Here is a 25,045-nt window from a genome sequence, read left to right on the forward strand (position 1 = left end):
GCTCGGGCCCAGCGTCGCACCACTCGGCCCGAGCGGCGAGTACCTCACGCGTGCGCGACGCAGGTGGTCGCGGTCGGGCGCGCCATCAGCCGGGCGTCGTCGATGGGCTCGCCACCGACCGCGCAGAGGCCGTAGGTCCCGTCGTCGAGCCGCCGCTCGGCTGCGTCGATCTCGGCCAGCCGCTTCGCCACGTCGTCCGCGAGCGCGTCGACCTGCGCCCGCTCGAACGCGATCGTCGCGCCCTCGGGGTCGTGCTCGTCGTCGACGTTGGAGTCGCGAGCGGCATCGACGAGATCCGTCTTGCTGGCCCGCAAGCCGTCGAGCCTCCCGAGCGCCTCGGCCCGCAGCTCCTCGAGCCGGGAGCGCACCTCAGCCGGATCCACGGTCAGCCGCCCGCGAGGGTGAGGACGGTCTCGATCGTGTCCGCCTCGGCCGCCGTCTTGTCGTCCCGGTAGCGCAGCACCCGCGCGAACCGCAGCGCCACGCCACCGGGGTAGCGCGTCGACCGCTGCAACCCGTCGAACGCGACCTCGACCACCTGTTCGGGTCGCAGCCGCACCTCCCACTCCGTGCGGGACACCTCGAGCTCCTGGAACCGCTCGGTCTGCCACGCGAGCATCTCGTCGGTCATCCCCTTGAACGTCTTGCCGAGCATGACGAACCCGTCCGCCGAGCGTGCACCGAGGTGGATGTTGGACAGGAACCCGCGCCGCCGCCCCGACCCCCACTCGACCGCGAGGACGACGAGGTCGAGGGTGTGCCGGGGCTTGACCTTGACCCAGGCGGCGCCGCGCCTGCCCGCCTCGTAGGGCGCGTCGACGGCCTTGACGACGACGCCCTCCTGACCGGCGCCGACGACCTCGTCGAACCGAGCCCGCGCTCCGGCCGGGTCGGACGTGACGAGCCGCGAGACCGCGTACGGACCCGCGACAGCGTCGAGGGCGGCGAGCCGCTCGAGCAAGGGCGCGTCGAGCAGGTCACGCCCGTCGACGTGCAGGCAGTCGAAGAAGTACGGCGTCAGGGCGACGGCCTCGTCGGCCTCGTGGGTCGCCGTCCGGGATGCGGTCTCCTGGAAGGGCCGCGGGCGACCGTCGGCGCCGACCGCGAGCGCCTCCCCGTCCAGGACCAGGTCGGTCGCGGGGAACCCCCGCGTGACTGCCACGATCTCGGGCACGCGTGCGGTGATGTCGTCGAGGCTGCGGGTGTAGACGTGCACGTCGTCGCCGCGACGGTGGACCTGGATGCGGATGCCGTCGAGCTTCGTGTCCACGACCACCGGCCCCGACCCGAGCGACTCCAGCGCCGCGGCGACGTCCGGGGCCGACGAGGCGAGCATCGGCCGGACCGGTCGCCCGACGACGAGGCCGAACCCGGCCAGCGCCTCGGCCGCTGCTTCGGGCGATGCCGCACCCAGGGCGGCGACGGCGACCGGTTCGGTCGCACCCGCCAGCATCGCGGCCCGGCGCACAGCGGGTGCGGGCACCCCGGCGGCCTCGGCGACCGCGTCGAGCAGCAGGGCGTCGAGCGCGCCCTGCCGCAGCTCCCCGGTGACCAGTCCGCGCAGCAGCTGCTGCTCGTCGGCGGTCGCCGCGGCGAACAGCGATCCGGCCGCCGCGGACCGCGCGGTCGACGAGCCCGGCCCCTCGAGCCCGGCCATGTGCTCGAAGGCGGCGTCTACCTCGGCGACCGTCAGCGTGGGCTCGGCCGCCGGCTCGGGCAGCGTGGTGAGCGAGCGCCACCCCAGCCCCGTGCGCCGCTGCCGCAGCTCACCGCCGAGGTAGCGGGCGACCACCTCGACGTCGGACGCGTCGGTCCGGCGCAGCAGGTCGACGAGCAGCGCGCGCTTGGCCAGCCGCGACCGGGTGGCAGCGAGCGCGGTGGAGGTGGCGGCGACGTCGGCGAGGAGCACCCCCGCATCGTCGCGCGCCCCACCCACACGCGCCCGGTGGACGGTTCACTCACCGAGCGCGGGTCGGACGGCGCGAGGGCGCGTCGCGCGCGACCCGCTCCGGCGCCGCGAGACCCGCCGTCGACGAGCCGAGCCCCAACGCACCCAGCACCTGCTCGCGCGCACCCGCCCGGCCGCGTACGTCCAGGTCGAGCACGATGCGCCCGGGCCGCTCGCTCATCACGAGCACCCGGTCCGCGAGCAGCAGCGCCTCCTCGACGTCGTGCGTCACCAGCACCACGGCCCCGGACGGGCCGGCGAGTGCCAGCGACGCGAGCCACGCGTTCATCCGCCGCCGGGTCAGCGCGTCGAGCGCCCCGAAGGGTTCGTCGAGCAGCAGCACCGGCTGGCCCGGCAGGCAGGTCCGGGCCAGGGCGAGGCGCTGCCGCATCCCGCCGGACAGCTCGTGCGGCCACGCCCGCTCGAACCCGCCGAGCCCGAACTCCTCGAGCAGCGCCCGCGCCCGGACCGATGAGGCGTCCCGTGAGAGCCCCGCGATCCGCGCCCCGACCAGCGCGTTCGGCAGCGCACGCCGCCAGGGCAGCAGGCTGTCGCCCTGCGGCATCCACGCGGTGGCCCGCCGTCCGTCGGCGCCGAGCGGCACCCGGATCTCGTCGGCCGACACCGCCGCCCCGGCGGGCGCGAGGCCCGCCAGGACGCGCAGCAGGGTCGACTTCCCGCAGCCCGACGGCCCGATGACCGCCACGAACGAGCCCGGTGCGATCGAGAAGGACACGTCGGACAGTGCCGTGAGCGAACCGAACCGCACGGTCAGCGAGCGGACAGCGACCAGGTCAGGGGAGGTAGTCATCGGTCCACGCGGCGGCGACGTCGAAGTCGTCGTCGGCCAGGTCGTTGTCCTGCAGGAAGTCGACGAAGTCCGTCCAGACGGCCGACGACTGCCGCCCCCACGCCTCGGGCGAGGACGCGTACCGGGTCGAGAGGTAGTCGGCGCTGCGGGTGAGCAGGTCCGCGTCGAGCTCGGGCGACGCCGCGTGCAGGGCGTCGACCGCCACAGCAGGGTCGGTCATCGCGTCGCGGTACCCGTGCGCGACGGCGGCGAGGAAGGCGCGCACCATCGCCGGGTCGTCGTCCAGGTGGGCCCGGGACGTCGCGATCAGCGGTGTGTACCAGTCAGGGATGCAGTCCGTGTGGTCGATGAACGGGATGGTGGCGACGTCCAGCCCGTCGACGTCACGCAGCCGGATCGTGTCCCACGCGTCGAACACCCAGGCCGTGTCGAACTGGTGCTGGGTCAGCCCGATGCGGAAGTCGTCGCTCGCCAAGGGCGTGAACTCGACGGCGGAGGGGTCTCCGCCGTCGCAGGCGACGAGCTTCTTGATCAGTGCCTCCTCGAGCTCGGACCCGTAGGTGCCGTAGCTGTGCCCGGCCAGGTCGCGCGGTCGGCTGATGCCCGACGAGGCCAACGAGATGAGGCTGGAGGTGTTGTGCTCGATGACGGTGGCGACCGAGACGAGGTCGGCGCCCTGGTCGCGCGCCGGGACGAGCGACTCGGCGACGGTGTAGGCGAAGTCCGCCTTCCCGGCGGCGAGGAGCTGGCTGCCCGAGGTCTCCCCCGGCTCGACGATCGTCACGTCGAGCCCGGCGTCGGCGAAGTAGCCCCGGGCCTGGGCGATGTAGAGGCCGGAGTGGTTGGTGTTGGGCGTCCAGTCGAGGACGACGTCGACGTGCTGCTTCGTCTCGTCGTCGGACGAGGAGGACGACGAGGACGCATCGGCACTGCTGCACGCTGCGAGCAGGGCGACGGCCGCCACGAGGGCGAAGGGTCGGGTACGCATGGGTCTCCTAGGTGGTGGACCGTCGCCACGGCGTGGCCAGCCGGCCGAGCGCGTCGACGATCAGGAACAGGACGCCGGTGAGCACGGCGATGACGACGACGGCCACGAGGATCTGGTCGACGTCGTAGGACTTGCGCGAGCGCTGGATGAAGACGCCGAGCCCGCTGGTGCCGGCCAGGTACTCCGCGACCACGGCCGCCCCGACGACGTACGTCGTCGCGACCCGCAGCCCGCCGAACACCCCCGGGACGGCGGCCGGCAGCCGCACGAGCGCGAACTGGTGCCACCGCCGCCCGCCGAGCCCGGCGACCATGTCGACGTGCGCGCCGTCGACGTCGGACATCGCCGTCACCGCGCTGACCAGCACGGGGAAGAAGACGGTCAGGGCGACGAGCAGCACCTTCGGCAGCAGGCCGAACCCCGCCCACAGGATGAGCAGGGGCGCGAGGACCACCGTCGGCACGGTCTGCGTGACCGTCACGAGCGGGTAGACGGTGTCGGCGACGACAGGGAACGCGGCGATGACGACCGCGAGCAGCATGCCGACGACGGCCCCGAGCACGAGACCGAGCGCAGCCTCCTGCAGCGTCGTGACGACGTGCCCGACGAGCAGGGGCGCGACGCGCACGCCGGTCGCGGCGACCTCCGAGGGCGCGGGCAGGACGAACGGCGGCAGGCCCGAGGCCCGCACGCCGATCTCCCACGCGCCGACGAGGACGGCCGCCGCGACCAGCGGCGCGACGACTCGTCGGCGCGTCACGCCCGGAACTTGCCGACCAGGTCCTGGATGCGGGGACCGTCGTCGGCGCTCGTCTGCGCGACCTTGATCAGGGAGCTCACCCCGGCGGCGCCGGCGGCGGTCGTCGCCTCGTGGACCGCGCGCAGGAGCGGCCAGAGCTGGTCCGGCGTGCCCTCGATGGTGGTGCCCATGGCACCGACCTCGTAGGTCAGGCCCGAGCGTTGGATGACCGCGATGGCGGCATCGACGTAGGCGTAGCGGTCGTCGTCGGTCCCGCTGGGACGCGGCGAGACCTGGATCTGTGCGAGCACGGTGTTCCTCCGGGTGGTCCGGGGTCCACCAGTGGACGGCCGAGCACACGCAGCGGGGGACGGCGCCGGACGTCGACGACCGCCGACGCCGCGCACGTTCGCGCTTCCCTCCGCTGGCATTACCCAGTTCAGGTTCTCGGGTCGACGCGCGCTGACGTGTGTCGCGGCGCGTCCTCTCAGCCCGGCTGTCCCGAGCTCCCCGGCGTTGGCAGGTGCGAACCTACACCTTTCGGGCGCCGCGGAAAGAGCCGGATCCGCACCCTGAACTGGTATCCCGAGGCAAACGGGTGGATTCGCCCGGCCGACGGTGATTGCGCCTGCTTCGCGCCGGTATCCTCGCGTCCGTCGGTCGACCGACGACGGGGGCCGACTGACGCGCCCCTGCCGAACTTTGCAGGGGGACCCCGTGCCACGACGCCTCGCCATATCCATCGCCGCACTCACGTGCCTGAGCCTGATCCCGGCCGGCGCCGCGGCGGCTGCCGTGCCGGCGCCGACCCCGTCTGGCGCCTCGAGCGTCGCCGGAGTCTCCACCACCGCCTCGACGACAGACGGCGTCCTGCGCCTCACGGTCGCCGACGACTTCGACAGCCACGCCTCCCGCACGACCGCGTTCGTGCAGACGGACGCGGGCGACGTGGCGGTTCCGACGTCCCTGGTCGACTCGCTGTCCTCGGGCGACCAGGTCACCGTCGAGCGCGATGCGGCCGGCACGGTCCTCGCGGTCGAGGGCGTCCCGGCCGAGGTCAGCTCCACGGATGGTGCCGAGGCGCTCGGGGCGATCTCCGGTAGCGGCACGCACAACGTCTGGACGGTCCGGGTCAGCTGGACCGGCGGCACGGCCCCGACGACCGCGACCGACCCGCTCGTGTCGAAGCTGGCGTCGTACTACTCGACCATCAGCGCCTCGCGGATCAAGGTCGTCCCGAAGGGCTCGCTGCCGGCAGTGACGATCGCCGCTCCGAACTACGGCGCGACCAACTGCGACGCGACCGCGATCTACGACCGGACGCTCGCGAAGATCGACAAGACCAAGGTGCCGGTCAGCCGCTTCAACCACCTGGTCCTGATCCTCCCCGACCTGCCCGACAGCTGCGGGTGGTGGGGCCTCGGCTCGATCGGCGCGAGCAGCGACGGCCGCTCACGGATCTGGATGAACGGCGCCAAGTCGCTCACGCCCCGCGTCCTGGACCACGAGTTCGGCCACAACCTCGGCCTGCAGCACTCCGACTTCGTCCAGCCCGGCGCCACGTGCACGCTCACGTCGGCCAAGCAGGCGCTCGGCACGGGTTGCTACGACGAGTACGGCGACCCGTGGGACGTCATGGGCGGCGGCGCAGGGACCCCGGACGAGCAGACGGTCGGCTTCATGTCCTCGCCGAACCTCGACCGCATCGGGCAGCTCCCCGCGGCCGAGAAGTACACGGTCCGGTCGACGTCGACCGCCAAGCTCAACGTGAAGCCGGTCGCCTCCGGCAGGGGCCTGCGGCTCATCGCGATCCCGTACGGCACCCGGACCTACACGGTCGAGTACCGGTACGCCGTTCCCGGCTCGCTCGACGCGTGGATCCCCGCCGCCGGCCAGGCCGTGGTCGTGCGGCTGCGCGACCCCAACGTCGACCACGACCTCGTCGTCGACTACCTGAAGGCCAACGAGCCCTTCAGCGTCGCGGGTCTGAAGATCGCCGTGGGATCGACGTCCGCGGGAGGTGCCGACGTCACGGTGACCCGATCCGCCGACAAGTCGGCTCCCGCCATCGGCCGCTACGGCTACTGGAACACCGAGAAGACCTACAACCACGTCGGCACCGTCCTGACCTCGAGCACGCTCGCGACCGGGTACGTGTCCGTCGGCGACGCGGACTCCGGCATCGCCTCCGTCACGCTGTACGTCGACGGCAAGGGTCGCGCCAGCTCGGCCACGCTGGGGACGACCCAGCTCAAGGTGGCCGGCCTGAGCCAGGGCGCTCACAAGTGGCACTTCGTCGTCCGCGACATCTTCAACAACGTCCGCACGACTCCTGACCAGGCCTTCCGCATCGACACCGGCGGCAAGCCGAAGATCACCAAGTCACCGCGCGCCTCGCTCGCCAAGGGAACGGTCTCCTCCAAGACGATCCCTGCCACCGTCGCCTGGTCCGCCAGCGACGGCTGCGGGATCGTGTGGAACTCGGTCGCCGGCAGCAACGGCCTGAGCAGGACGTACTACGGCAAGCCCAAGTCGCTCACGACGCGGGTCAAGGTGGGTACCAACCAGTTCGGCGTCCGCGCGGCCGACTGCCTCTACAACACCACCGCGGCGACCTACGGCCCGAAGACCAAGGCCACGCTCGACAAGCAGTCCAAGCGCAAGGGCTACCACGGCACCTGGACCGCGACGAAGGCGAAGAAGGCCCTCGGCGGGACCGAGCAGGTCACCAAGAAGAAGAAGGCCTACGTCTCCTACAAGGTCAAGGCTCGCAGCATCGGCTGGGTCGCGACCAAGGGCAAGGACCGCGGCAAGGCGGCGGTCTACGTCGACGGCAGGAAGGTCGCCGTGGTGAACCTCTACGCGAAGAAGACCACCTACGCGCAGCAGGTGTTCACCAAGACGTGGACCAAGGCCGGCACGCACACGATCAAGATCGTGAGCCTGACCTCGAAGAAGGTCGGCGTGGACGCGTTCACGCGCCTGTCGTAGTTCCGTCAGGAAGCACACGGGCCCACGTCGCACCTGCCGCGACGTGGGCCCGTGTGCGTTCCCTGTCAGCTCAGCTCACCGGGTACCGCTCCGCACAGTCAGCCAGGGCCTCGAGGTACTCGTCAGCCCGGGGCGATGCCACCTCCAGGTACCAGCCGTCGTCGGTCGCCTCGACCTCCCACCCTGCCGCCGCCAGGCACGGGCGCATGAACCCTGCCCACTTCGCGGCTGGGTAGGTCGACGAGGCGAGGGGCATCGAGTCCTCCTTCGACCCCGGGCGGATGGCGTCGAGGAACGAGGACGTCACGGGCACACCCGACTGGACCACGAACACCGGGCCGGCGCCGAGAGAACCGTCGGCGACCGCCGAGGCGAGCTCCGGTGCCGTGACTGCTGCGCGGGCACCGGCGTCAGCGCCTGCTTCCTGGTCGCCGGCCGCTGGCACCGGCGCCGATCCCGCACTGTCCACCGAGTCCGCGGATCCGAGTCCCCCCAGCAGGCTCGGAACCGCGGCCACGGCAACCACCACCACCCCGCAGGCCGCCACGAGCGCTCCCCCGCCCACGGCCACGCCCCGCACGGCACGGCGACGACGCCCCCGGCGCAGCGCCCGCGGCACGTCGACGGGCACGGCCGGCGCGACGTCCGCCGACCGGGAGCGCAGCGCGGCGGCCCAGGCCTCGTCGTCCATCGGCTCAGTCACCGGAGCCTCCCGGGAGCTCGCCCATCGACGCGCGCAGGCGGTGCAGCCCGCGTGAGGCCTGCGTCTTGACCGTGCCCGCGCTCACGCCGAGATCGTCGGCTACCTCACGTTCGGAGAGCCCGACGAGGTAGCGCAGCACGACGACGCGGCGCTGCTGCGGGCTGAGCTCCGCGAGAGCGCGGACGAGCTCGTCGCGGTGCTCGACCGTGGCTCCCTCGTCGGCGGACGGCTGGTGCGGGACGTCGTCGGGCGCGACCAGGACCTCACGACGACGGCGCCGCCACAGGTCGATCCGCGCGTTGGCCAGCACCCGGCGCGCGTAGGCGAGCGGATCGCCGGCGCGCGCCCGTGGCCAGGCGGTATAGGTCCGCACCAGGGCGGTCTGGACGAGCTCCGCGGCGAGGTGGACGTCGCCCGTCAGGAGCCAGGCCATCCGCCCGAGCTCGGCCTGCGCGGTCGTCGCGAAGGCCGTGAACTCGGCGTCGCGATCTCCCACGACGGGCGGATCGAGCGGCACCGAGGGGTCGGCGGTGGGCACGTCGGCGGCACGCGCCTGCCCGTCGAGCTCCCCCATGAGGACCGTCATACCTGATCACACGTCCCAGAACGTGGATTGGTTGACACCAAAGGGGAGACTTTCTGGCCAGTTGTGCCGTACCGTAGGGCACCGTAGTCGCAGTGCATCGATTGTCATGACCGCCGCGCTCGCCCTGAGTGGGTGTGGCACCACGTTCTCGAGCTCGCTCGGGACGGACGACGACCACCGTGATCACCGGTCCTCGGCCAGTTTGCCGAGGGTTGTCCGACCGTACGACAGAGAAGAGAACGACATGGCCACCGGCACCGTGAAGTGGTTCAACGCCGAGAAGGGCTTCGGCTTCATCGCGCCCGAGGACGGCGGAACCGACGTCTTCGTGCACTACTCCGCGATCACCTCCAGCGGCTACCGCTCGCTCGAGGAGAACCAGAAGGTCGAGTTCGAGACGACCCAGGGCCCCAAGGGTCCCCAGGCCTCGAACGTCACGCCCCTCTGATCCTCGCGATCAGCTGAGCAAAGCCCCCGGCCGGGTTTCCGGTCGGGGGCTTTGCTGCACCCGGGAACTGCTCGCACTCGCGGCTCGTTGCCCTCGTGAATCGTCGGACCACCAGGTCAGATCGTCGGCATCGACCGGCCGGCCATGCACCGCCGACGGAACGACCCCACCGACGGATAGATGGAACGGACTTCATGACGACAGAGACCCCGATGCGACCGCGTGAGCGCGCAGTCAGCGACTTCACCGAGCTGACCAAAGCCGTGCAGGCGGCCGGCCTCATGCGCCGCCGCCCCGGCCACTACACCGCCCGCATCGCCGGTGCCGTGGTCGCGATGGGCGCCCTCATCACCGCGATCGTCCTGGTCGGCGACTCGTGGTGGCAGCTGCTCGTCGCGGCGGGCGCCGCTGTCGTCCTCACCCAGATCGCGTTCCTCGGCCACGATGCCGCGCACCGCCAGATCTGGAACTCCGGCAAGGCGAACACCTGGACCTCCCTGGTGCTCGCGGACCTGTTCGTCGGCCTCTCCTACGGCTGGTGGCAGCACAAGCACACCCGTCACCACGCCAAGCCCAACCAGATCGGCGCGGACCCGGACATCGAGCTCGAGGCTCTGTCACTCACGCCCGAGAAGGCCGCCGCGCGCACGTCGCCGATCGGCCGCTGGTACCTCGCCCACCAGGGCTGGTTCTTCTTCCCGCTGCTCCTGCTCGAGGGCCTGGACCTGCACGTCTCGGCGATCAAGCGCCTGATCAACAAGGACCCCCTCGAGCACCGCGCCGTCGAGGCCGTGATGATCGGCGTCCGGCTCCTGGGTGCGCTCGCGCTCGTCTTCGCCGTGATGTCGCCGGCCAAGGGGCTCGCCTTCTTCGCCATCCAGCTCGGGCTGTTCGGCTTCTACATGGGCGCCTCTTTCGCCCCGAACCACAAGGGCATGCCCCTGCTGCCCAAGGACGCCCGCGTCGACTTCCTGCGCCGCCAGGTGCTGACGAGCCGCAACATCCGGGGCGGCCGCTGGGTCGACGTCCTCATGGGCGGGCTCAACCACCAGGTCGAGCACCACCTGTTCCCGTCGATGCCGCGCGTGACGCTGCGCCGGGCGCAGCCGATCGTCAAGGCGTACTGCGAGAAGCACAACATCCCGTACATGGCGGTGTCGCTGCCCAAGTCCTACGCGATCATCGTGCGCCACCTCAACACCGTCGGGCATCCCGACCGCGACCTGTTCTCCTGCCCCATCACGGCGCTCTACCGCGCCTGACGCGCGCGCACCACGGGAGGGGCTGAGGTCGGCGACGACTTCAGCCCCTCTCGTCGTATCACCCGAAAGAGTGACGACCTCCTCCATCACGGGACGCACCCCGCGCCCTGCGGTGACGACACGAGGAGACAACGATGGCGTTGACGACGACGGCGATCTACCTGATCGGCCGCACCCACCCGGAGATCTTCGAGCTCCTGGGCAACCCCTACGGCCCGTACAAGCTCAAGGGTCGTCTCGCGGCGGCGGAGCTCAACCCGCAGCCGCTCCCGCCCGCCGCGATCAGCACCGGGTTCGCCGCAGCCGGCGAGCTCGTGCGCGGCGCGCTCATCGCCGAACGGTCCGGCAGCCGGTACGCGATCGACTTCGACGACTGGTGCGGCACCCCGCCGAAGCGTCCGCCGTTCACCTGGCCACCGGCGCCGTGGCCCCCGATCCGTGGCGGCTACGCCGACGACTTCTGGGGCGACTACAACCTGGGGTTCGCCGTCGGGCTGGAGGCGAGCGCCGGGATCTGGGCCGGCGCGGGGTTCGCCGACGAGCTCACGGGGCTGCACGACGCGGCCCTCGATCTCGCCGCCAAGGGCGGCGGCAGCACCCGCATCGGGTGAATCCCACAGCCCTCGCGACCGGGCCGGCGCCGGACACGGGCCTGCCCGGCCGCGAGAGCACCTAGACTCACCCCGTGATCTTCAAGGCGGTGGGCGAGGGCAGGCCCTACCCGGACCACGGGCTCGAGACAGCCAAGCAGTGGGCCGAGGTCCCGCCGCGCCAGGTGCGGCTCGACGAGCTCGTCACCACCAAGCGCACGCTCGACCTCGCCGCGCTGCTCGCGGACGACTCCACGTTCTACGGCGACCTGTTCGCCCACGTCGTGCAGTACAAGGGTGTGATGTACCTCGAGGACGGCCTGCACCGGGCCGTCCGGGCCGCCCTGCACCAGCGCCCCATCCTCCACGCACGCGTCCTGGTGATCGAGTGAGCACGGATCCCGACCGCGCCAGGGCCCTGCGCCGGCGCCACATGCACGAGCGGCAGGCCGTCATCTTCGGCATCCTGCTCGCCGCCCTCGCCGTGATCGGGCTCGGCGCCGCGGCCGTCTACACCAACAGCGTCGACCTGCCGTTCTTCAAGGAGCAGTTCGCGGCGGAGCCGACCCCCACGCCGACTCTGGACCCGGTGCCCTGCCCGCCCGAGGACGCGCTGCCGGTCAAGTACAGCAAGGTGAAGGTCAACATCTACAACGGCACCTCGACCGCGGGGCTGGCGGGCCGTACGGCCGACGACGTCGAGGGCCGGGGGTTCAAGGTCGCCGAGACCACCAACGCGCCCGTGACCTACGCCGGCGTCGCGCGGATCAACTTCGGCACCAAGGGGGTCGCCGCGGCGTACACGCTCGCGGCCCACGTCCCGGGCGCGGAGCTCCAGATGGACGCGCGCAAGAACGCGACCGTCGACCTGACCCTCGGGTCGGACTTCACCACGCTGCTCGAGCTCGACAAGGTGACGCTCGACCCCGACGAGCCGCTCGTCGCGCCCGCCAACTGCACGCCGATCGAGGACCTGGCCAAGGCCCAGGCCGCGGCGAAGGCCTCGGCGAAGGCGTCCGCGTCACCGAAGGCCACCGCCAAGAAGTAGCGCGACGGCGCGGGGGCTGCCATGTTGGGAGGGTCAGCCAGATCCCCCGACGCCGGGAGGCGATCATCATGACCACGTCCGACGACGACGTCCGACCTTTCCCTGACCACGTCACGCCTGGCGGTGCTCCGGACCCGGTCGTGGCCACCGCCCCGCAGGCGGACGCCTCTCCGGAGGACGAGAGCGAGGTCGACCGCCTGATGGACGCCGAGGGCAAGGGTGTCTTCCCGGTGGCGGGCGCCGGCGTGGGCACCGTGCCGCCCGTCGCGCCCCGGTAGACGGCCGGGGGCGGGCCGACCGGGCGCACAGCGCGAGCCGCTAGCCTGATCGTCCCGCCCCGGGCCGCCAGGCCCCCGTCGACGGAGGCCGACCTGCGCCGCCTGCTGCACTCCTACGTCGCCGTCTGGGCCGCCTTCGTCCTCGTGCACGGCTGGTTGATGCTGCTGGGCGTCGTCCTCATCCCTGGCCGCGCCTTCTGGGACCTCGACCTGTACCGCTGGTGGATGTGGCAGGGGCTGCACCAGGGCGTCTGGCAGGGCATCGACGTGGCCTGGGTCTACCCGCCGGGCGCGTTGCTGCCGATGCTGGTGGCCGCACTGGGCGGGACGGTCGGCACCGCGGGGTACGCGACCGCGTGGAGCCTGGGCATCACCGCGCTCGACGCGGTCGCCCTGTTCGCCCTCCTGCACACCCCGGCCTGGGCGGGCACCCGCACGACGCGGCACCGCACCACGGCCGGCGCCTGGTGGTGGCTCGCGTTCCTCGCGCTGCTGGGTCCGGTGGCGATGGGTCGGCTCGACGCCGCGGTCGCCCCCGTCGTCGTCGTCGCGCTCGTCCTCGGCCTGCGGCACCCGTGGCTCTCGTCGGCCCTGCTGACAGCCGCGGCCTGGATCAAGGTCGCCCCCGGCGCCCTGCTCGCCCCCCTGTTCCTGGCCGCGCGGCGCCCGTGGCGCGACGTCGTGGCCCCCGCGGCCGCCGTCAGCGTCGCGGTCGTCGCGATCGTCGCGGCGCTCGGCGGGCTGCCCTACCTGACGTCGTTCCTCACCGAGCAGGACCAGCGCGGCCTGCAGCTCGAGGCCGTGGGCGCCACGCCGTGGCTGATCACCAGCCTGTGGTCCGACCAGGTGCTGGTGCACCTCAACGAGCCGCTCGTGACATGGGAGCTGATCGGTCCCGGCACGCAGCTGGCCGCCGACACCCTCGGCGGGCTGTTCTTCCTGGCCCTCGCGGCCGCCTCGGTGTTCCTGTGGTGGCGCCGGCACGAGCTCGACGGGCGGCTGTGGCGCTCGCCGCGCGTGGGTGCCGAGCTGCTCGTGCGCGGCGCGATGCTCATGTCGGTCGTGCTCATCGCCTTCAACAAGGTCGGCTCGCCGCAGTACATCGGCTGGCTCGCACCGCCGGTCGCCGTGGCGCTCGCGCTCAAGCTGCCGCACTGGCGCACGACGGCCCTGCTCGTCGCGGGCATCGCGGGCGCGACCCAGGTCGTGTTCCCGTGGGGCTACGACGGGATCATCGCGGGCCACCCCGCCAACACGCTGGTGCTGGTGGCCCGCAACGTCGCCCTCGTCGTCCTGCTCGTGCACACCGTGCTCGAGCTGCTGCGTCAGCCCGACGACCCCGCGGAGGCCGCCGACGCCGACGCCACGAACGCCAGCAGCGCCGAGCGCGACGTGCCGTCGTCGATCGCCGTGGCCGGCAACGACTCGAGCGCGGTCCAGGCGGCCGACGCGTCGTCCGGGCCCGCGAGCGCCAGGTAGCCCAGCAGGTCGCCCCCGAACATCACGTCGTACCCGTCGGGCGCCGCCTCCTTCACCGAGGCGCGGATCTTGTCGGGCGTGACTCCGACGCCGGCCGTGAGCTGCGCGGGGCTCAGCGGGAGCAGCTGGATGCCGAGCATGGCGCTCGGCTCCGGGCTGAACCACGTGGCCCAGTCGCGCTTGCCGCCCCAGTTGAGGGCGACGACCTCGTGCGCGAACCCGTCCGGGAGCTCCGGGTCGGTCCAGTAGTCGCGCGCCGTCGCGGCCTCGGTCGACAGCAGCCAGGTGGCCTGCGTCTCGAGCGCCTCCTGCCCGGACGCCGCGGCCCACAGGCCGAGCCCGTTCCAGGCGTTGACGGCCTCCGAGCTCGACTCCTGGTTGTTGCCGTCGGCGAACGGGGACGTGCCCGACGCCCAGGAGTGGCCGGCGTACGGGTCGAACGACCGCAGCTCGGGGAACTCGTCGGACGGCGCCGCCGCCGCGATGTCCTCGCCGAGCAGGTCCATCACGTCCTTGACGTCGGCCGCCAGCGTCGGGTCGTCGGCCGCCATCATCCCCGCTGCGGCCAGCAGGTAGCCGTAGTGGAAGTGGTGGTCGTTGAGCTCGTCGGACCCGAACGAGGCCGTGAGCCCGATGATCGAGCGCGCCTTCTCGTCGTACACGACGCAGCGCGCGTCACGCTCCTCGCACCCGTCCGGCTGGCCCCACTCGCGCAGGGTCGCCAGCGTGGTCTTCGTGAGCGCGCTCGCATCGACGTCGAGCTGTCCGGCCAGCCCGATCAGGGTCGCCGCCCGCAGGAGCGACTTGCCGCCGAAGTAGGTGTCCGACGGGAACGCGGGCGTCGCCGCGATGTCCTCCTTCAGGCTCTTCACCAGGGTCGCGCGCTGTTCGTCGGTCAGCGCGTCGACGTCGAACGCCCCGGTGGGGCGCTGCACCGGCACGGTCGAGGCGAGCGTCGACCCGGCGCACAGGCGCAGGTCCCCGTACACGCTCGGGTACGTGCCGAGGTCGCACGCGGTCGCCACCGTGTGGTGCGGCATGAGCACGTGGGCGCTCTCGCCGTCGTCGGCCGTGCGGTACGTCAGCGTGGTGCTCGCCTCGTCGTCGTCCACGCCGTAGGCGACGTCGACGCCGGTGACCGGATGGGTCGCGGCCGCGGCGAGCGTCGCGGCCGCTGCCGGGGCAGGGGCGTCCGGCAGCGCGTACCAGGTCGCGGTCTCGTCCTTGGCGAGCGCGGTGCTCCCGGCGTCGAAGGACGGGCCGACGAAGGCCCACCGCTCACCCGCCGCGGTCGCCGGGCCGTCGGGGGTGGCGGACAGCGCGCCGTCCGTGCGGACGCTGACGTCCCGCGCGGCGGTGAAGGACACGAAGGGCGAGCCCTCCGCGACCACGACGCGGCCGAGCACCGCGCCCGAGCCGTCGAGCAGCTCGACCGTCACGCTGACCGGGTCCGCGGCGCTGATCCGTGCCGAGGCCGCGCCCACGTCCACCGTCACGCCGGGGACGTGCGGTCCCGCGATCGTCTGGGCGGTCACCGTCGGTGTCGGGAGCCCGATCGTGAAGCCGCTGCCCGTGAGCCCGAACGAGAGGGGCTCGGCGAACACCGGCTGCGGCTGCTCGCCGAAGACGAGCCCCGAGTACCAGCGGTTGGTCGGTGGGACCACGCCGTCGGCCAGCCGCACCGGGTCGATCTTCGCGACCGACCGGTGCGGCACCGAGGCGACCAGTGCCGCGGCGTCGATCGTCGGCGGGCTCGCCACCGGAACGGTCGACGTCGCCTGCGCGTCGGGTGGGTCCTGCGACCACGGCGCGCTCACGGCGACGAGCGCCCCCGCCACCCCGAACGTCGCCACGACCGCTCCTGCCACTGCCCACCGGCGCCTGATCATCCGACCACGTCCTTCAGGTAGCCCTTCACCGCATCGGACACGGTCGTCACCACCCCGTCGTTCCGCAGGTGGAGCTGGGCGACGACGGGCGTGCCCGCCGAGACGAGCCCGTCCTGGTCACCCTCGTCGAGCCCGTCGCTGACCACCGTCACCACGGCCTGTGCCTTGCCGTCGACGGTCTCGACCTGGACGCGGTCCACGTGGCCCGCGACGGTCGTCTGGTCGGGCAGCTCGATGCTGACCGCCGCGTCGTCGGGCACCCGGGCGTACTCCTTGGGCGAGAGCGTGTACTCCGCCTGGACGTAGAGCGTGCCGTCGCGCTGGACGGTGGCCAGGTCGGTCGCCGCCTGCACGAACGTGCCCTGGGTCGCCGCGACGGCCGTCACGACCCCCGGTCCGCTCGCGGTGACGACGAGGCGCCCCTCGTCGTCCAGGTGCGTCGTCTCGGGCACGACCGGCGCCTCGCCCGTCGTCGTGTGCAGGCTCGCGGCGTCGATGACGAACAAGGTCTCGCCCTCGCGCACCTCGTCGCCGATCTCCACCGCCTGGTTGACCACGAGGCCGGCGTAGGGGGTGCCCACGTTGTAGGTCTTGCCCAGGATCTGGGCCGAGTCGCTCGTCGCGATGCCGCGGCTCTCGTTGAGCTTGTACGTGGCCAGCGCCGCGATCAGCAGCACCACCACCAGCCCTGCGAGCAGCCGGAACCGCCCCGCCCACGTCATGCCGCACCCGCCGTCGTCAGCGTCGCGACGCGCCTGCCGCGGGGTTCGCGCAACGCTCGTCGCGCCACCTGACCCTCACGCCACGCGGTCACCACGAAGCCTCCGAGGATCACGGTGTTCGTGGCGTTCCAGGCCAGTGCCAGGCTGGGGTACCCGTTGCTCAGGTCCTTCCACGCGCCGACGACGGTCGTCAGGGCGAGGAACACGAAGACGAGCACCTGCGGCTGGATGAACGCGAACGGGGAGCGGTAGGCACCCTTCGAGCCCGTGACGTGCCACGCCTGCTCGCGCTTGAGCACCGCGTTGAGCAGGGCCCGGACGTAGATCGGGAAGGAGACGGCCGCCATCAGCAGCGTCTGCCAGCGGAACGAGCCGAGCGTGTAGAACGCGACCAGCACCTGCATCACGTAGAAGCCCGCGTAGTAGAGCAGCCACGTCGCCGGCGTGATGGTGAGGTTCATCGGCGTGAGGTTGAAGAAGATCTGCAGCGGCGGGACCATGATCAGCAGCAGGGGCGCGATGCCCGTGAGGTAGAACGTCGCCGTCACCGTGTACTGCAGGCGCTGGTCGATCGTGAGCTTGCGCCGGGGCGACATCGGGTTGTGGGTGAGCATGATCTCGAACCCGCCCGTCGCCCAGCGCAGCTGCTGCTTGGTGTACGCCTCGACGGTCTCCGGGGTGTCCCCGACCGCGAGCTCCTGGGGGATGTAGATCGTCCGCCACCCCTTCTCGTGCAGCATCAGCGAGGTCCAGACGTCCTCCGACTTCGAGTCGGAGTAGATCCCGCCGACGTCGTTGATCGCGGCACGCCGGAAGATCACGTTGGTCCCGACGCAGAACGCGGCGTTGAACCGGTTCCGGCCGGGCTGGATGAAGCGGTAGAACACCGCCTGCATGTAGCCCGCGCCCTTGCTGACGACCGTGTCGAGGTTGCCGTAGGCCTGCGGGGTCTGGACGAAGGCCACGTCCTTGGCCGCGAAGAAGGGCACCGTCTCGTGCAGGAACTCCGGCTTGGGCACGAAGTCCGCGTCGAAGACGACGAACAGCTCGCCGCGCGTGATGGACAGCGCGTGGTTGATGTTCCCCGCCTTCGCGCCGTTGCTCGACAGGCGCCGGACGTAGCGGGCGCCGAGCTCGGCCGCCAGCGCGGCGACCTCGTCGGACCGGCCGTCGTCGAGCACCCAGGTCTCGTGGTGACCGTGCATCGCGAGCGCCGCGGTGACCGTGCGGCGGATGGTGCCGAGGTCCTCGCCGTAGGTGGTGATGAAGACGTCGATCGTGACGGTCCGGCCGTCCAGCGACATCGTCCAGTCCTGCGGCCTCGACTCGGTGTGCAGCTGGAGGATCTCCTCCAGGCCGTACAACCGGTCCTGGGCGTGGTGGAACGAGAAACCGCGCGGGTCGTAGCCCGAGGCCAGGACGGTCCACATCGCCAGCAGCGCGTGGAACACGAGCACCGACTCGGCGGCGATCACCATGACGTAGGGCAGCCAGTCACCCCGGTTGCCCGGGTTGAGCAGGAAGATCGCGTAGACGACGATCCCCGCGCTGGCGAGAAGGACGAGGAGGACCATCGACGGGCTCTGCGCCGTCTCGGTCTCACGGGCGCGAGCCGGGCGCGCCTGCGGCTGGTCGGTCCTGCGTGGCTCGATGAAGAGTCGGTCGAACGTGGTGCTCATAGCTGGGCCCCCGTCGCTTGGGCGGGCCCGGAGGGCCCACCTCTGCCGTGACGACGGCCGCGATGGCGCCAACCCCTCGACGTACGCCTGGCGTTGCGTCATCGCGGGGGATGCGAACGACGGTACGGAGGCATGCCGAGGCTGTCCACCAACGTGGAGTGTGCGCCAGGTCACACGTCGGTGAACGCCCCGGACATCGTCGGGGGCAGTTGCTCAGGCGAGCTGTGGGGCGATCTCGTTCGCGACGAACTCCAGGTGGTCGAGGTCGTGCAGGTCCAGGACCTGCAGGTACGCACGCTTCACGCCCTTCTCCTGCAACGCGCCCAGTCGGTCGACGACCTCGCTCGCGGTGCCACCGAAACCGTCGGCACGCATCTGCTCGGGGTCGCGACCGATGGCGGCCGCGCGGCGATTCACCCCCTGCTCATCGGCAGCCGTGCACAGGACGTGAGCGATCGAGAGGGTCAGGGTGCTCGGGTCGCGGCCGGCCTCGTCGAGCGCGGTGCGGATCGCCGACAGGCGCCCGTCGACGGCGTCGGCGTCGGGGAAGACGAGGTTGAACTCGTCGGCGAACCGGGCCGCGAGCGCGGGCGTGCGGCGCGGGCCGGAGCCGCCGATGACGACCGGGATCTTCGCCTGCACCGGCTTGGGCAGCGCCGGGGAGTCGACGAGCGAGTAGTGCTCGCCGGCGTGGCTGAACGTCTCGCCCAGCGGGGTCCCCCAGAGGCCGGTGACGATCTCGAGCTGCTCCTCGAGCATCCCGAACCGCTTGGCCGGGAACGGGATGCCGTACGCGGCGTGCTCGCGCTCGAACCAGCCCGTGCCGAGGCCCAGCTCGACGCGCCCGCCGGACATCTGGTCCACCTGGGCGACCTGGATCGCGAGGATGCCCGGGTGCCGGTAGGTGACCGACGAGACGAGCGTGCCGAGGCGGATGCGGCTCGTCTCGCGCGCGAGGCCGGCGAGCGTCGTCCACGCGTCCGTGGGGCCCGGCAGGCCGTCGCCGTCACCCATCGACAGGTAGTGGTCGGAGCGGAAGAAGGCGTCGAACCCGAGGTCCTCGGTGGCCTTCGCGACCGCCAGGAGGTCGTCGTACGTGGCGCCCTGCTGGGGCTCGGTGAAGATGCGCAGTTCCATGTCCTCCACCTTCGCACGGCGGGCGTGGGTGACCGTGCGTAGCGTGGCGGCGTGGACGCACCCGTGGTGGACCTGACCTCGCTCGACTACGCGCTCGCCGTCGCGGACTGGCGGCTGCGCGTCGCGCGCATCTACGCGGCCGTGCGCGCCTCGGAGGATCCCGCGGACGCGCACGCCGGCTGGGTCGCCGCGCGTGACGAGCTGTTCGCGACGCATCCGGCCTCGCCGATCCTCGACCAGGAGTCGTTCGCCGGGCTCGACGTCGCGCCGTACGACCCCTCGATGCGGTTCGTCGTCCCGGTGCTGCCCGACGAGCCGCGCCGCATGGACGTGCCGACCGGGACCGACGGCGTGGTGCCGTTCGAGCGGCTCGGGCGCGTGGAGCTGCCCGGCGTCGGCTCGCTCGCCGTGTGGGCGCTGCGCTCCTACGGCGGCGGCCTGTTCGTGCCGGTCAGGGACGCCCTCGCGGGCCGGCCGGGCGGCACGTACGGCGGCGGCCGCTACCTGCTGGACACGAGCAAGAGCGCGCACCTGGGGGCGTCCGACGAGGGCCTCATGGTGGATCTCAACTTCGCGTACAACCCGTCGTGCGCGTACGACCCGGCGTGGGCATGCCCGCTCGCGCAGGCCGAGAACACCGTGCCCGTCGGGCTGGACGTCGGCGAGCGCGCGAAGGTGCGGACCGCATGAGCGCGATCACCTCGATGTGGGCCTGGGACAACCCGGTCCCCGCCTCGGTCGACGCGCGCGGCCGGGGCTACGCGCCAGCCGCGCCGGACGAGCTCGTCGCGTTCGCCCGGGCGCGTGGCCTGACCCGGGTGATGCTCTCCGCGCCCTGGGCGGCCGACGAGGGGCCGGTCGGCGACTGGTTCACCGCGGCGGTCGACGCGCTCACGCGCGCCGGGGTCACCGTCTCGGCGCTCGGCGGCGACCCCGGCTGGCTCGGGACGCCGCAGCTGGCCGTGCAGTGGTCCCGCGCCGCGCGCGCCGCGGGTGCGACCGCGATCCAGCTCGACGTCGAGCCCTGGGTCCTGCCCGCCTGGCAGTCCGACCAGGCCGGTTCGGTGCGACGGTGGCTCGCGCTGCTCGACGCGGTGCGCCTCGACGTCGCGGGCGCGGAGCTCGGGATCGACTGCCCGTGGTGGCTCGCCTCGACCACGCACGGCGACGGCACCGTGCTGGACGCCGTCCTGCCCCGCGCGGACCGGATCGGCGTCGTCGCGTTCGCCGACCACGCGGCCGGGCCGGACGGGATCGTCACCCTGGCCTCCCCCGCCGCGCTCGCGTGCGGGATGCCGTTCACCATCGGCGTCGAGACCGACACCCCGGAGATCGCGGGCGGCGCGCAGTTCACGTTCTACGACGAGGGGCCGGACGCGCTCGAGCGCGAGGCTGCGCTGGTCGGCGACGCGTTCGCCGACGTCCCGGGGTACGAGGGCGTCAGCGTCGAGCACCACCGCGCGTGGCGGTCGCTGCTGGGGATCTGAGCGCGCGCCTCACCGCTTCTTGGGCACGGCGAGCGCGGCCGAGGTGCGCGACGCCGTGCCGTACTCGGCCTTGGTGGCGGTCGCACGGACGGTCAGCTTCTTGCCTCGGTCGGCCGCGGTGACGGTGTAGGTGCGCTTCGTCGCCTTCGTGATCGCCTTGCCGTTCCGGTACCAGCGGTAGCGGACGGAGTCGGCGTGGGGCGACCACTTTCCCGCCGTCGCGCCGGCCGCGGTGAGCTTGGTGCCGACGGCCGCCTTCTTCACGCCCGACGGCAATGTGATCGTCGGCCTGGGCTTCTTCGCGAACGCGTGCAGGACCGTGCGCACGCCGCGGAGCTGGAGCACGGCGGACCGCTTGCCGGGGCCGTTGGCGATCGTCAGGACGCGCAGCACCTTCCCGGCGCTGTCCTTCGGCAGCGTGACCGACTTCCCGGTCCGGAGCTTCTTCCACGTCCCGTCGGTGCCGCGCAGCTGCCACAGGTAGGTCAACGTCGTCGGCTTCGGCGAGAGCTTGCCGCCCACCGCCCAGGCCCGCAGGCTCGCCGTGACCTTGACGCCGGCGACGGGCTCGCGGTCGAGGCTCACGTCGAGGTCGCCGACGTGGGAGCCGTACCCGGTCGGTACGGACTTCGAGCCGGCCGGCGCGGCCATGTACCCGGCCCAGGTCGGGCTCGTGAACCCCTTCGCGCCCTTCGGGTAGTAGACGATCAGACCGTTGCCGATCCCGAACGGGGCGATCCCGTTGTACCCGCAGCCGCCGGGCGAGCAGACGTAGTCGCCGAGCTCGCCCATCTGGGGCGCCGCGCCACGGAAGGTGACCTTGCGCAGGGAGTACTTCCAGGCCTCACCGGCGATCTCGTCCTGGTTCAGCGCGTTGGTGCCGATCCACGTGACGCTGGCCGGGATGACGAACGACGTGATCCGGTTGCCGTAGAAGGCGTAGTCCTCGATCGAGACCACGCCGGACGGGATCGAGACCTTCGTCGCCGGCACCGGAGACCGGCCGGGCAGCACGTAGTCGACCGGCCCGGCGAAGGCCGCGCGCCCGATGGTGGTCACGCGGTACGTCGCGCCCCGGGTGGTGATCTTGCCGGGCACGGTGATCGTCGTCCTGCGCTTCCCGCTCCAGCCCTTCAGCGTCGCGGTGTGCTGCTGGGGGTCCAGGACGTAGGTGAACGCCCCGACCGCGACTCCCGACGACGCTCCGGCAGCCGTCTGAGCGGGTGCCGTCACGCCGACCAGGACGAGCGCGGCAGCCACCAGGCCGGGGAGGAGCCGACGGGCGACGGGTCGTCTCGGGGTGCTCATGGGGGAAATCTAGGGGCGCGGGGCGCCTGCCTCGCCAAGATCTGCGGGTGAATGCGTCAGGGGCGCTGGCAGGACGGGCAGAAGTAGAGCTTGCGGGTCGCCATCTCCTCGACCACCACGGTCGTGCCGCACACCCGGCACGGCAGGCCGTCGCGCTTGTAGACCCAGTGCCGCTCGCCCGGGTCCGCCAGGGCCGCGGCCCGCCCGGCGTCGTCGAGGTCCTCGCGCGTGATCATCGCGCCGTCGCGGATGCCGTCCGCGAGCAGCCCCGCCCAGTCGGCCCACAGCGCGCGCACCACGTCGCGCGGGACCGCGCGGCCGGGGGTGTGCGCGTCGAGCCTGGCGCGGAAGAGCAGCTCGGCCCGGTAGATGTTGCCGATGCCCGCGACGACGCTCTGGTCCATGAGCAGCTGGCCCACCGCGACTCCGCGGCCCCCGACCCGCGCGACGACGACCTCGCCCGCGGCCGCCAGGTCGTCGGTGCTCGCCGGGTCGGGACCGAGCCGGTCGACCACCGCCTGCGCCTCGTCGGGCCCCAGCACCTCGCACGCCGACGGGCCGCGCAGGTCCGCGACCGACTCGGGCGCGGCCAGCCGCACGCGCACCTGCCCGACGGGCTCCGGCGGGAAAGGCGCGAGCAGCCCGCCCTCGTCGGCCGGGGACTCGCGCTCGTCCTCACCCATCCGCACCGCACGCCGCAACCGCGGCGCCCCCATGCTCCCGAGCGCCGCCTGGCCCGCCACGATCGGCGCGATCCGTCCGTAGAAGTCCCACGCGCCGTAGAGCCCGAGGTGCACGCGCAGCACGTCGCCGGAGCCGAACGTGCAGAACAGCTGCTTGCCGACGGCGTGCGCCTCGACCATCGTCTGCCCGTCGAGCCGGGCCGCCCCCGCGGCGAACCGCCCCTGCGGCGAGGTCACGGCGAGCGCGTGCCCGACGAAGTCGGCCGAGACCTGCCGGGCGATGCGGTGGACGGTATGACCTTCGGGCACCGGGCCACGCTACGGGTCGGTCAGGCGACGTGCAGGACCTTGGCCAGCGGGGTGCCGGTCGGCGGGGTGACCGGGGCGGGGGCCGGGGTCTGCGCCGCGGCCTCCAGCACGTCGGTGATCTCCGGCCCGATCAGCTCGTACCGCTCCAGCAGCGCATCGCGCAGCGCCTCGACGAGGTGCCGGTTGCGGCTCAGGAGCCGGCGGACGTGGCTGCGCGCGTCGTCGAGGACCGTCTCCAGGCTCTCCCGGGCTGCGGCGTCCGACAGCACCGCGGAGACCAGGTCGTGCTGGGTCGCCGCGAAGGACACGAGCGAGCCGGTCATGCCGGCCGCGCCGACCATCTGGGCGGCGGTCCGGGTGGCCGACGCGAGGTCGGAGGCCGGTCCGGTGGACGTCTGGCCGAAGAACAGCTCCTCGGCGACCCAGCCGCCCATCGCGATCTGCACGAGGGAGTTGAGGTCGTAGTGCGAGTGCGTCCAGACCTCCTCGCAGTCGTCGTGCGCGAGCAGGCCCAGGGCTTCGCCGCGCCGGACGATCGTGAGGACCTCGAGCGTGCGGTTCGGGGCGACGAGCCACGCGACCGTCGCGTGCCCGGCCTCGTGCGTGGCGATGAGCTCCTGCTCGGCGGCCGTGTAGCGCACGGGCTGGCCGATGCCGCCCATCTCCGTGATGCGCGCCTGCTCGACGTCGTGGAACGACATCTCGAGCGACCCGCGGCGCAGGGCGTTGACCAGGGCCTCGTCGAGCAGGTGCTCGACCATCACCGGGGTCCAGCCGTTGGTGGCCGCGGCGACGCGGTCCCGCAGGACGGGCTCGTCGAGCTCGGCGTCGTGCGCGCGCCGGGCCAGGAAGTGGTCGACCAGCTCGCGCCGGCCCAGCGCGTCCGGCGTCGAGAAGGTCAGGTGCCGGTCGAACCGGCCCGGGCGCAGCAGGGCCGGGTCGAGCGAGTCGGCACGGTTCGTCGCGGCGATGAGCAGGATCGGCGCACGGCCGGGCTTGCGCTGCTGGATCTGGCGGTGCGCGGGCAGGAACAGGTTCACGCGCGCGACGAGGCGGTTGTACATCTTGTCGCCGCCGGTCGGCTCGTCGAACGACTGCATCTGCACGAGCAGCTCGTTGACCACCCCGCCGGTTCCCTCGGAGACCACCTGGTTGGTGACCAGCCCGCGGTGGAAGCCCTGCATCGGCGAGGCGGTCATGGCCGAGGCCATCCCCCCGCGGCGCATGGCGATCGCGTCGATCTCCTCGATGAAGCCGATCGCCCCACCCTCGGCGCGCGCGGCCTTGCGCAGCGCCTTGAAGTACGAGCGGATCTTCTTGGCGGTGGCCCCGTAGTACATCGACTGGAACGACGTCGCGGAGACGAACAGGAACGGCACGCCGGCCTCGGCGGCCATGGCCTTGGCGGTCATCGTCTTGCCCGTGCCCGGCAGCCCCTCGAACAGCAGGCCGCGGCGCGGCGAGCCACCCATCTGGTCGGCGAACCGGCGGTGGGTCTGGAACAGGTCGATCGAGCGGCGCACGTCCTCCTTGACCGGGTCGATGCCGACCACGTCGTCCAGGGCGACGTCGATCTGCTCGGGCCGGTAGGTCAGGTGCGGCGAGCGACCGCCGCCCATCTGGGTGCCGACGACGACCAGCAGCATGATCGCGAAGAACACGATGATCGTCAGCAGGAACGGGTCCACGTGCGGCAGCGGCGGGATGACCGACCAGCCGGCGAACGCGCCACCGATGACGTACGCCTCGACGAGCAGCACCACCACCGCGAGCCGGTAGAACCGTCGGCGGCGCATGCGCTCCCGGTCGAGCGCGATGTCGTGCGCTCCCTGGCGGATGGGGGAGACGAGCTCTTCGGCCACGAGGTGTGTGTCCTTTCGTGCTGGTCAGGGCGGACACCCCATCGTCCGGTCGCCACCGGGAACCGGCAAGATCGGACATATCGGACCACCCGAACGGG

24 protein-coding genes, 1 pseudogene and 1 riboswitch are annotated in these 25,045 nt (G+C 72.4%); of the genes and pseudogenes, 10 read left to right on the forward strand and 15 right to left on the reverse strand.

The window, feature by feature from the left end; translation table 11 throughout:
* Positions 1-44: 44 nt before the first annotated feature.
* Genes EDF34_RS13355 through EDF34_RS13380 form a run of 6 tightly spaced genes read right to left on the reverse strand, consistent with a single transcriptional unit; the run spans position 45 to position 4,797 of the window.
* On the reverse strand, positions 45-383 hold the full coding sequence (locus EDF34_RS13355) for a TraR/DksA C4-type zinc finger protein (protein ID WP_123372002.1): 339 nt from the start codon (positions 381-383) through the stop codon (positions 45-47).
* A 2-nt stretch (positions 384-385) separates the two neighbouring features.
* Positions 386-1,909, reverse strand: a complete 1,524-nt coding sequence (locus tag EDF34_RS13360) for an ATP-dependent DNA ligase (RefSeq protein ID WP_123372003.1) — start codon at positions 1,907-1,909, stop codon at positions 386-388.
* 49 nt (positions 1,910-1,958) lie between these two features.
* Complete coding sequence (locus EDF34_RS13365; RefSeq protein ID WP_123372004.1) at positions 1,959-2,759, reverse strand: ABC transporter ATP-binding protein; 801 nt, start codon at positions 2,757-2,759, stop codon at positions 1,959-1,961.
* Positions 2,743-3,747 carry an ABC transporter substrate-binding protein gene (locus EDF34_RS13370; protein WP_123372005.1) on the reverse strand — a complete coding sequence of 335 codons (1,005 nt, stop codon included), beginning with the start codon at positions 3,745-3,747 and terminating at the stop codon, positions 2,743-2,745. Before EDF34_RS13370 ends, EDF34_RS13365 begins: the two co-directional genes overlap by 17 nt.
* A gap of 7 nt (positions 3,748-3,754) precedes the next feature.
* A complete protein-coding gene (locus tag EDF34_RS13375) occupies positions 3,755-4,507 on the reverse strand; it encodes an ABC transporter permease (protein WP_123372006.1) in 753 nt (250 codons plus the stop codon).
* Positions 4,504-4,797 (reverse strand): thiamine-binding protein, encoded by a 294-nt coding sequence (locus EDF34_RS13380; protein WP_123372007.1) that lies wholly within the window; start codon positions 4,795-4,797, stop codon positions 4,504-4,506. Before EDF34_RS13380 ends, EDF34_RS13375 begins: the two co-directional genes overlap by 4 nt.
* An 88-nt stretch (positions 4,798-4,885) precedes the next feature.
* A riboswitch (TPP riboswitch) is annotated at positions 4,886-5,008 on the reverse strand.
* A gap of 195 nt (positions 5,009-5,203) precedes the next feature.
* On the opposite strand from EDF34_RS13380, the gene EDF34_RS13385 reads away from it, so the two are divergent.
* Positions 5,204-7,477 carry a hypothetical protein gene (locus EDF34_RS13385; RefSeq protein WP_148076633.1) on the forward strand — a complete coding sequence of 758 codons (2,274 nt, stop codon included), beginning with the start codon at positions 5,204-5,206 and terminating at the stop codon, positions 7,475-7,477.
* Positions 7,478-7,547: 70 nt separating this feature from the next.
* Here EDF34_RS13385 and EDF34_RS13390 read toward each other — a convergent pair whose 3' ends face one another.
* Together EDF34_RS13390 and EDF34_RS13395 are read right to left on the reverse strand one after the other, a co-directional pair.
* On the reverse strand, positions 7,548-8,180 hold the full coding sequence (locus EDF34_RS13390; protein WP_148076634.1) for a hypothetical protein: 633 nt from the start codon (positions 8,178-8,180) through the stop codon (positions 7,548-7,550).
* Complete coding sequence (locus tag EDF34_RS13395; protein ID WP_123372370.1) at positions 8,173-8,754, reverse strand: SigE family RNA polymerase sigma factor; 582 nt, start codon at positions 8,752-8,754, stop codon at positions 8,173-8,175. Before EDF34_RS13395 ends, EDF34_RS13390 begins: the two co-directional genes overlap by 8 nt.
* Positions 8,755-9,010: 256 nt before the next feature.
* On the opposite strand from EDF34_RS13395, the gene EDF34_RS13400 reads away from it, so the two are divergent.
* The 7 genes from EDF34_RS13400 to EDF34_RS18025 all read left to right on the forward strand — a co-directional run bounded on the left by EDF34_RS13400 (position 9,011) and on the right by EDF34_RS18025 (position 13,871).
* Positions 9,011-9,214: a cold-shock protein gene (locus EDF34_RS13400; RefSeq protein WP_123372010.1), complete on the forward strand. Its 204-nt coding sequence runs from the start codon at positions 9,011-9,013 to the stop codon at positions 9,212-9,214.
* Positions 9,215-9,408: 194 nt separating this feature from the next.
* The gene (locus EDF34_RS13405; protein ID WP_123372011.1) at positions 9,409-10,476 is read left to right on the forward strand and encodes an acyl-CoA desaturase; all 1,068 of its coding nucleotides are present in this window, start codon (positions 9,409-9,411) and stop codon (positions 10,474-10,476) included.
* 134 nt (positions 10,477-10,610) lie between these two features.
* Positions 10,611-11,087, forward strand: coding sequence for a hypothetical protein (locus EDF34_RS13410; RefSeq protein WP_123372012.1), 477 nt, complete (start codon positions 10,611-10,613; stop codon positions 11,085-11,087).
* Positions 11,088-11,161: 74 nt separating this feature from the next.
* On the forward strand, positions 11,162-11,458 hold the full coding sequence (locus EDF34_RS13415; RefSeq protein WP_123372013.1) for a type II toxin-antitoxin system VapB family antitoxin: 297 nt from the start codon (positions 11,162-11,164) through the stop codon (positions 11,456-11,458).
* On the forward strand, positions 11,455-12,114 hold the full coding sequence (locus EDF34_RS13420) for a LytR C-terminal domain-containing protein (RefSeq protein ID WP_233575386.1): 660 nt from the start codon (positions 11,455-11,457) through the stop codon (positions 12,112-12,114). Before EDF34_RS13415 ends, EDF34_RS13420 begins: the two co-directional genes overlap by 4 nt.
* A 68-nt stretch (positions 12,115-12,182) precedes the next feature.
* A complete protein-coding gene (locus EDF34_RS13425) occupies positions 12,183-12,392 on the forward strand; it encodes a hypothetical protein (protein WP_123372015.1) in 210 nt (69 codons plus the stop codon).
* Between the two features lie 144 nt (positions 12,393-12,536).
* Positions 12,537-13,871 carry a glycosyltransferase 87 family protein gene (locus tag EDF34_RS18025; RefSeq protein ID WP_370450074.1) on the forward strand — a complete coding sequence of 445 codons (1,335 nt, stop codon included), beginning with the start codon at positions 12,537-12,539 and terminating at the stop codon, positions 13,869-13,871.
* On the opposite strand, the pseudogene EDF34_RS13435 reads toward EDF34_RS18025, so the two are convergent.
* From EDF34_RS13435 to EDF34_RS13450, 4 genes and pseudogenes are all read right to left on the reverse strand, one after another.
* Positions 13,835-15,760, reverse strand: a pseudogene (locus EDF34_RS13435) (glycosyl hydrolase); the annotation flags it as partial. The gene EDF34_RS18025 and the pseudogene EDF34_RS13435 sit on opposite strands and share 37 nt — an antisense overlap.
* Entirely contained in the window at positions 15,757-16,482 is a 726-nt protein-coding gene (locus EDF34_RS13440) for an HlyD family efflux transporter periplasmic adaptor subunit (protein WP_123372017.1), read from the reverse strand. The pseudogene EDF34_RS13435 and the gene EDF34_RS13440, both read right to left, overlap by 4 nt.
* A complete protein-coding gene (locus tag EDF34_RS13445) occupies positions 16,479-18,161 on the reverse strand; it encodes a glycosyltransferase (protein WP_123372018.1) in 1,683 nt (560 codons plus the stop codon). The genes EDF34_RS13440 and EDF34_RS13445 overlap by 4 nt, the downstream gene beginning before the upstream one ends.
* Positions 18,162-18,374: 213 nt before the next feature.
* A complete protein-coding gene (locus EDF34_RS13450) occupies positions 18,375-19,298 on the reverse strand; it encodes an LLM class F420-dependent oxidoreductase (protein ID WP_123372019.1) in 924 nt (307 codons plus the stop codon).
* Positions 19,299-19,349: 51 nt separating this feature from the next.
* Between EDF34_RS13450 and EDF34_RS13455 the strand changes: the two genes are divergently transcribed.
* On the forward strand, positions 19,350-19,988 hold the full coding sequence (locus tag EDF34_RS13455) for a DUF1684 domain-containing protein (protein WP_233575388.1): 639 nt from the start codon (positions 19,350-19,352) through the stop codon (positions 19,986-19,988).
* Positions 19,985-20,785, forward strand: coding sequence for a hypothetical protein (locus EDF34_RS13460; RefSeq protein WP_123372020.1), 801 nt, complete (start codon positions 19,985-19,987; stop codon positions 20,783-20,785). Before EDF34_RS13455 ends, EDF34_RS13460 begins: the two co-directional genes overlap by 4 nt.
* 9 nt (positions 20,786-20,794) lie before the next feature.
* On the opposite strand, the gene EDF34_RS13465 is transcribed toward EDF34_RS13460, so the two are convergent.
* The 3 genes from EDF34_RS13465 to EDF34_RS13475 are packed head-to-tail and all read right to left on the reverse strand — an operon-like array spanning position 20,795 to position 24,947.
* Positions 20,795-22,093, reverse strand: coding sequence for a leucine-rich repeat protein (locus EDF34_RS13465; RefSeq protein WP_123372021.1), 1,299 nt, complete (start codon positions 22,091-22,093; stop codon positions 20,795-20,797).
* 56 nt (positions 22,094-22,149) lie between these two features.
* Positions 22,150-23,085, reverse strand: a complete 936-nt coding sequence (locus EDF34_RS13470) for an Fpg/Nei family DNA glycosylase (protein ID WP_123372022.1) — start codon at positions 23,083-23,085, stop codon at positions 22,150-22,152.
* Between the two features lie 20 nt (positions 23,086-23,105).
* On the reverse strand, positions 23,106-24,947 hold the full coding sequence (locus tag EDF34_RS13475) for an AAA family ATPase (RefSeq protein WP_123372023.1): 1,842 nt from the start codon (positions 24,945-24,947) through the stop codon (positions 23,106-23,108).
* Between the last annotated feature and the right edge of the window lie 98 nt (positions 24,948-25,045).

This window comes from Cellulomonas sp. PhB150, assembly GCF_003755175.1.
Classification (GTDB): Bacteria; Actinomycetota; Actinomycetes; order Actinomycetales; family Cellulomonadaceae; genus Cellulomonas.

What these genes read in the sequence shown, in the direction of transcription:
- EDF34_RS13425 (WP_123372015.1), top strand. Translation starts at nt 12,183, where the DNA reads ATGACCACGTCCGACGACGACGTCCGACCTTTCCCTGACCACGTCACG.
- EDF34_RS13410 (WP_123372012.1), top strand. Translation starts at nt 10,611, where the DNA reads ATGGCGTTGACGACGACGGCGATCTACCTGATCGGCCGCACCCACCCG.
- EDF34_RS13440 (WP_123372017.1), bottom strand. Translation starts at nt 16,482, where the DNA reads ATGACGTGGGCGGGGCGGTTCCGGCTGCTCGCAGGGCTGGTGGTGGTG.
- EDF34_RS13400 (WP_123372010.1), top strand. Translation starts at nt 9,011, where the DNA reads ATGGCCACCGGCACCGTGAAGTGGTTCAACGCCGAGAAGGGCTTCGGC.
- EDF34_RS13395 (WP_123372370.1), bottom strand. Translation starts at nt 8,754, where the DNA reads ATGGGGGAGCTCGACGGGCAGGCGCGTGCCGCCGACGTGCCCACCGCC.
- EDF34_RS13445 (WP_123372018.1), bottom strand. Translation starts at nt 18,161, where the DNA reads ATGAGCACCACGTTCGACCGACTCTTCATCGAGCCACGCAGGACCGAC.
- EDF34_RS13465 (WP_123372021.1), bottom strand. Translation starts at nt 22,093, where the DNA reads ATGAGCACCCCGAGACGACCCGTCGCCCGTCGGCTCCTCCCCGGCCTG.
- EDF34_RS13365 (WP_123372004.1), bottom strand. Translation starts at nt 2,759, where the DNA reads ATGACTACCTCCCCTGACCTGGTCGCTGTCCGCTCGCTGACCGTGCGG.
- EDF34_RS13460 (WP_123372020.1), top strand. Translation starts at nt 19,985, where the DNA reads ATGAGCGCGATCACCTCGATGTGGGCCTGGGACAACCCGGTCCCCGCC.
- EDF34_RS13370 (WP_123372005.1), bottom strand. Translation starts at nt 3,747, where the DNA reads ATGCGTACCCGACCCTTCGCCCTCGTGGCGGCCGTCGCCCTGCTCGCA.
- EDF34_RS13405 (WP_123372011.1), top strand. Translation starts at nt 9,409, where the DNA reads ATGACGACAGAGACCCCGATGCGACCGCGTGAGCGCGCAGTCAGCGAC.
- EDF34_RS13450 (WP_123372019.1), bottom strand. Translation starts at nt 19,298, where the DNA reads ATGGAACTGCGCATCTTCACCGAGCCCCAGCAGGGCGCCACGTACGAC.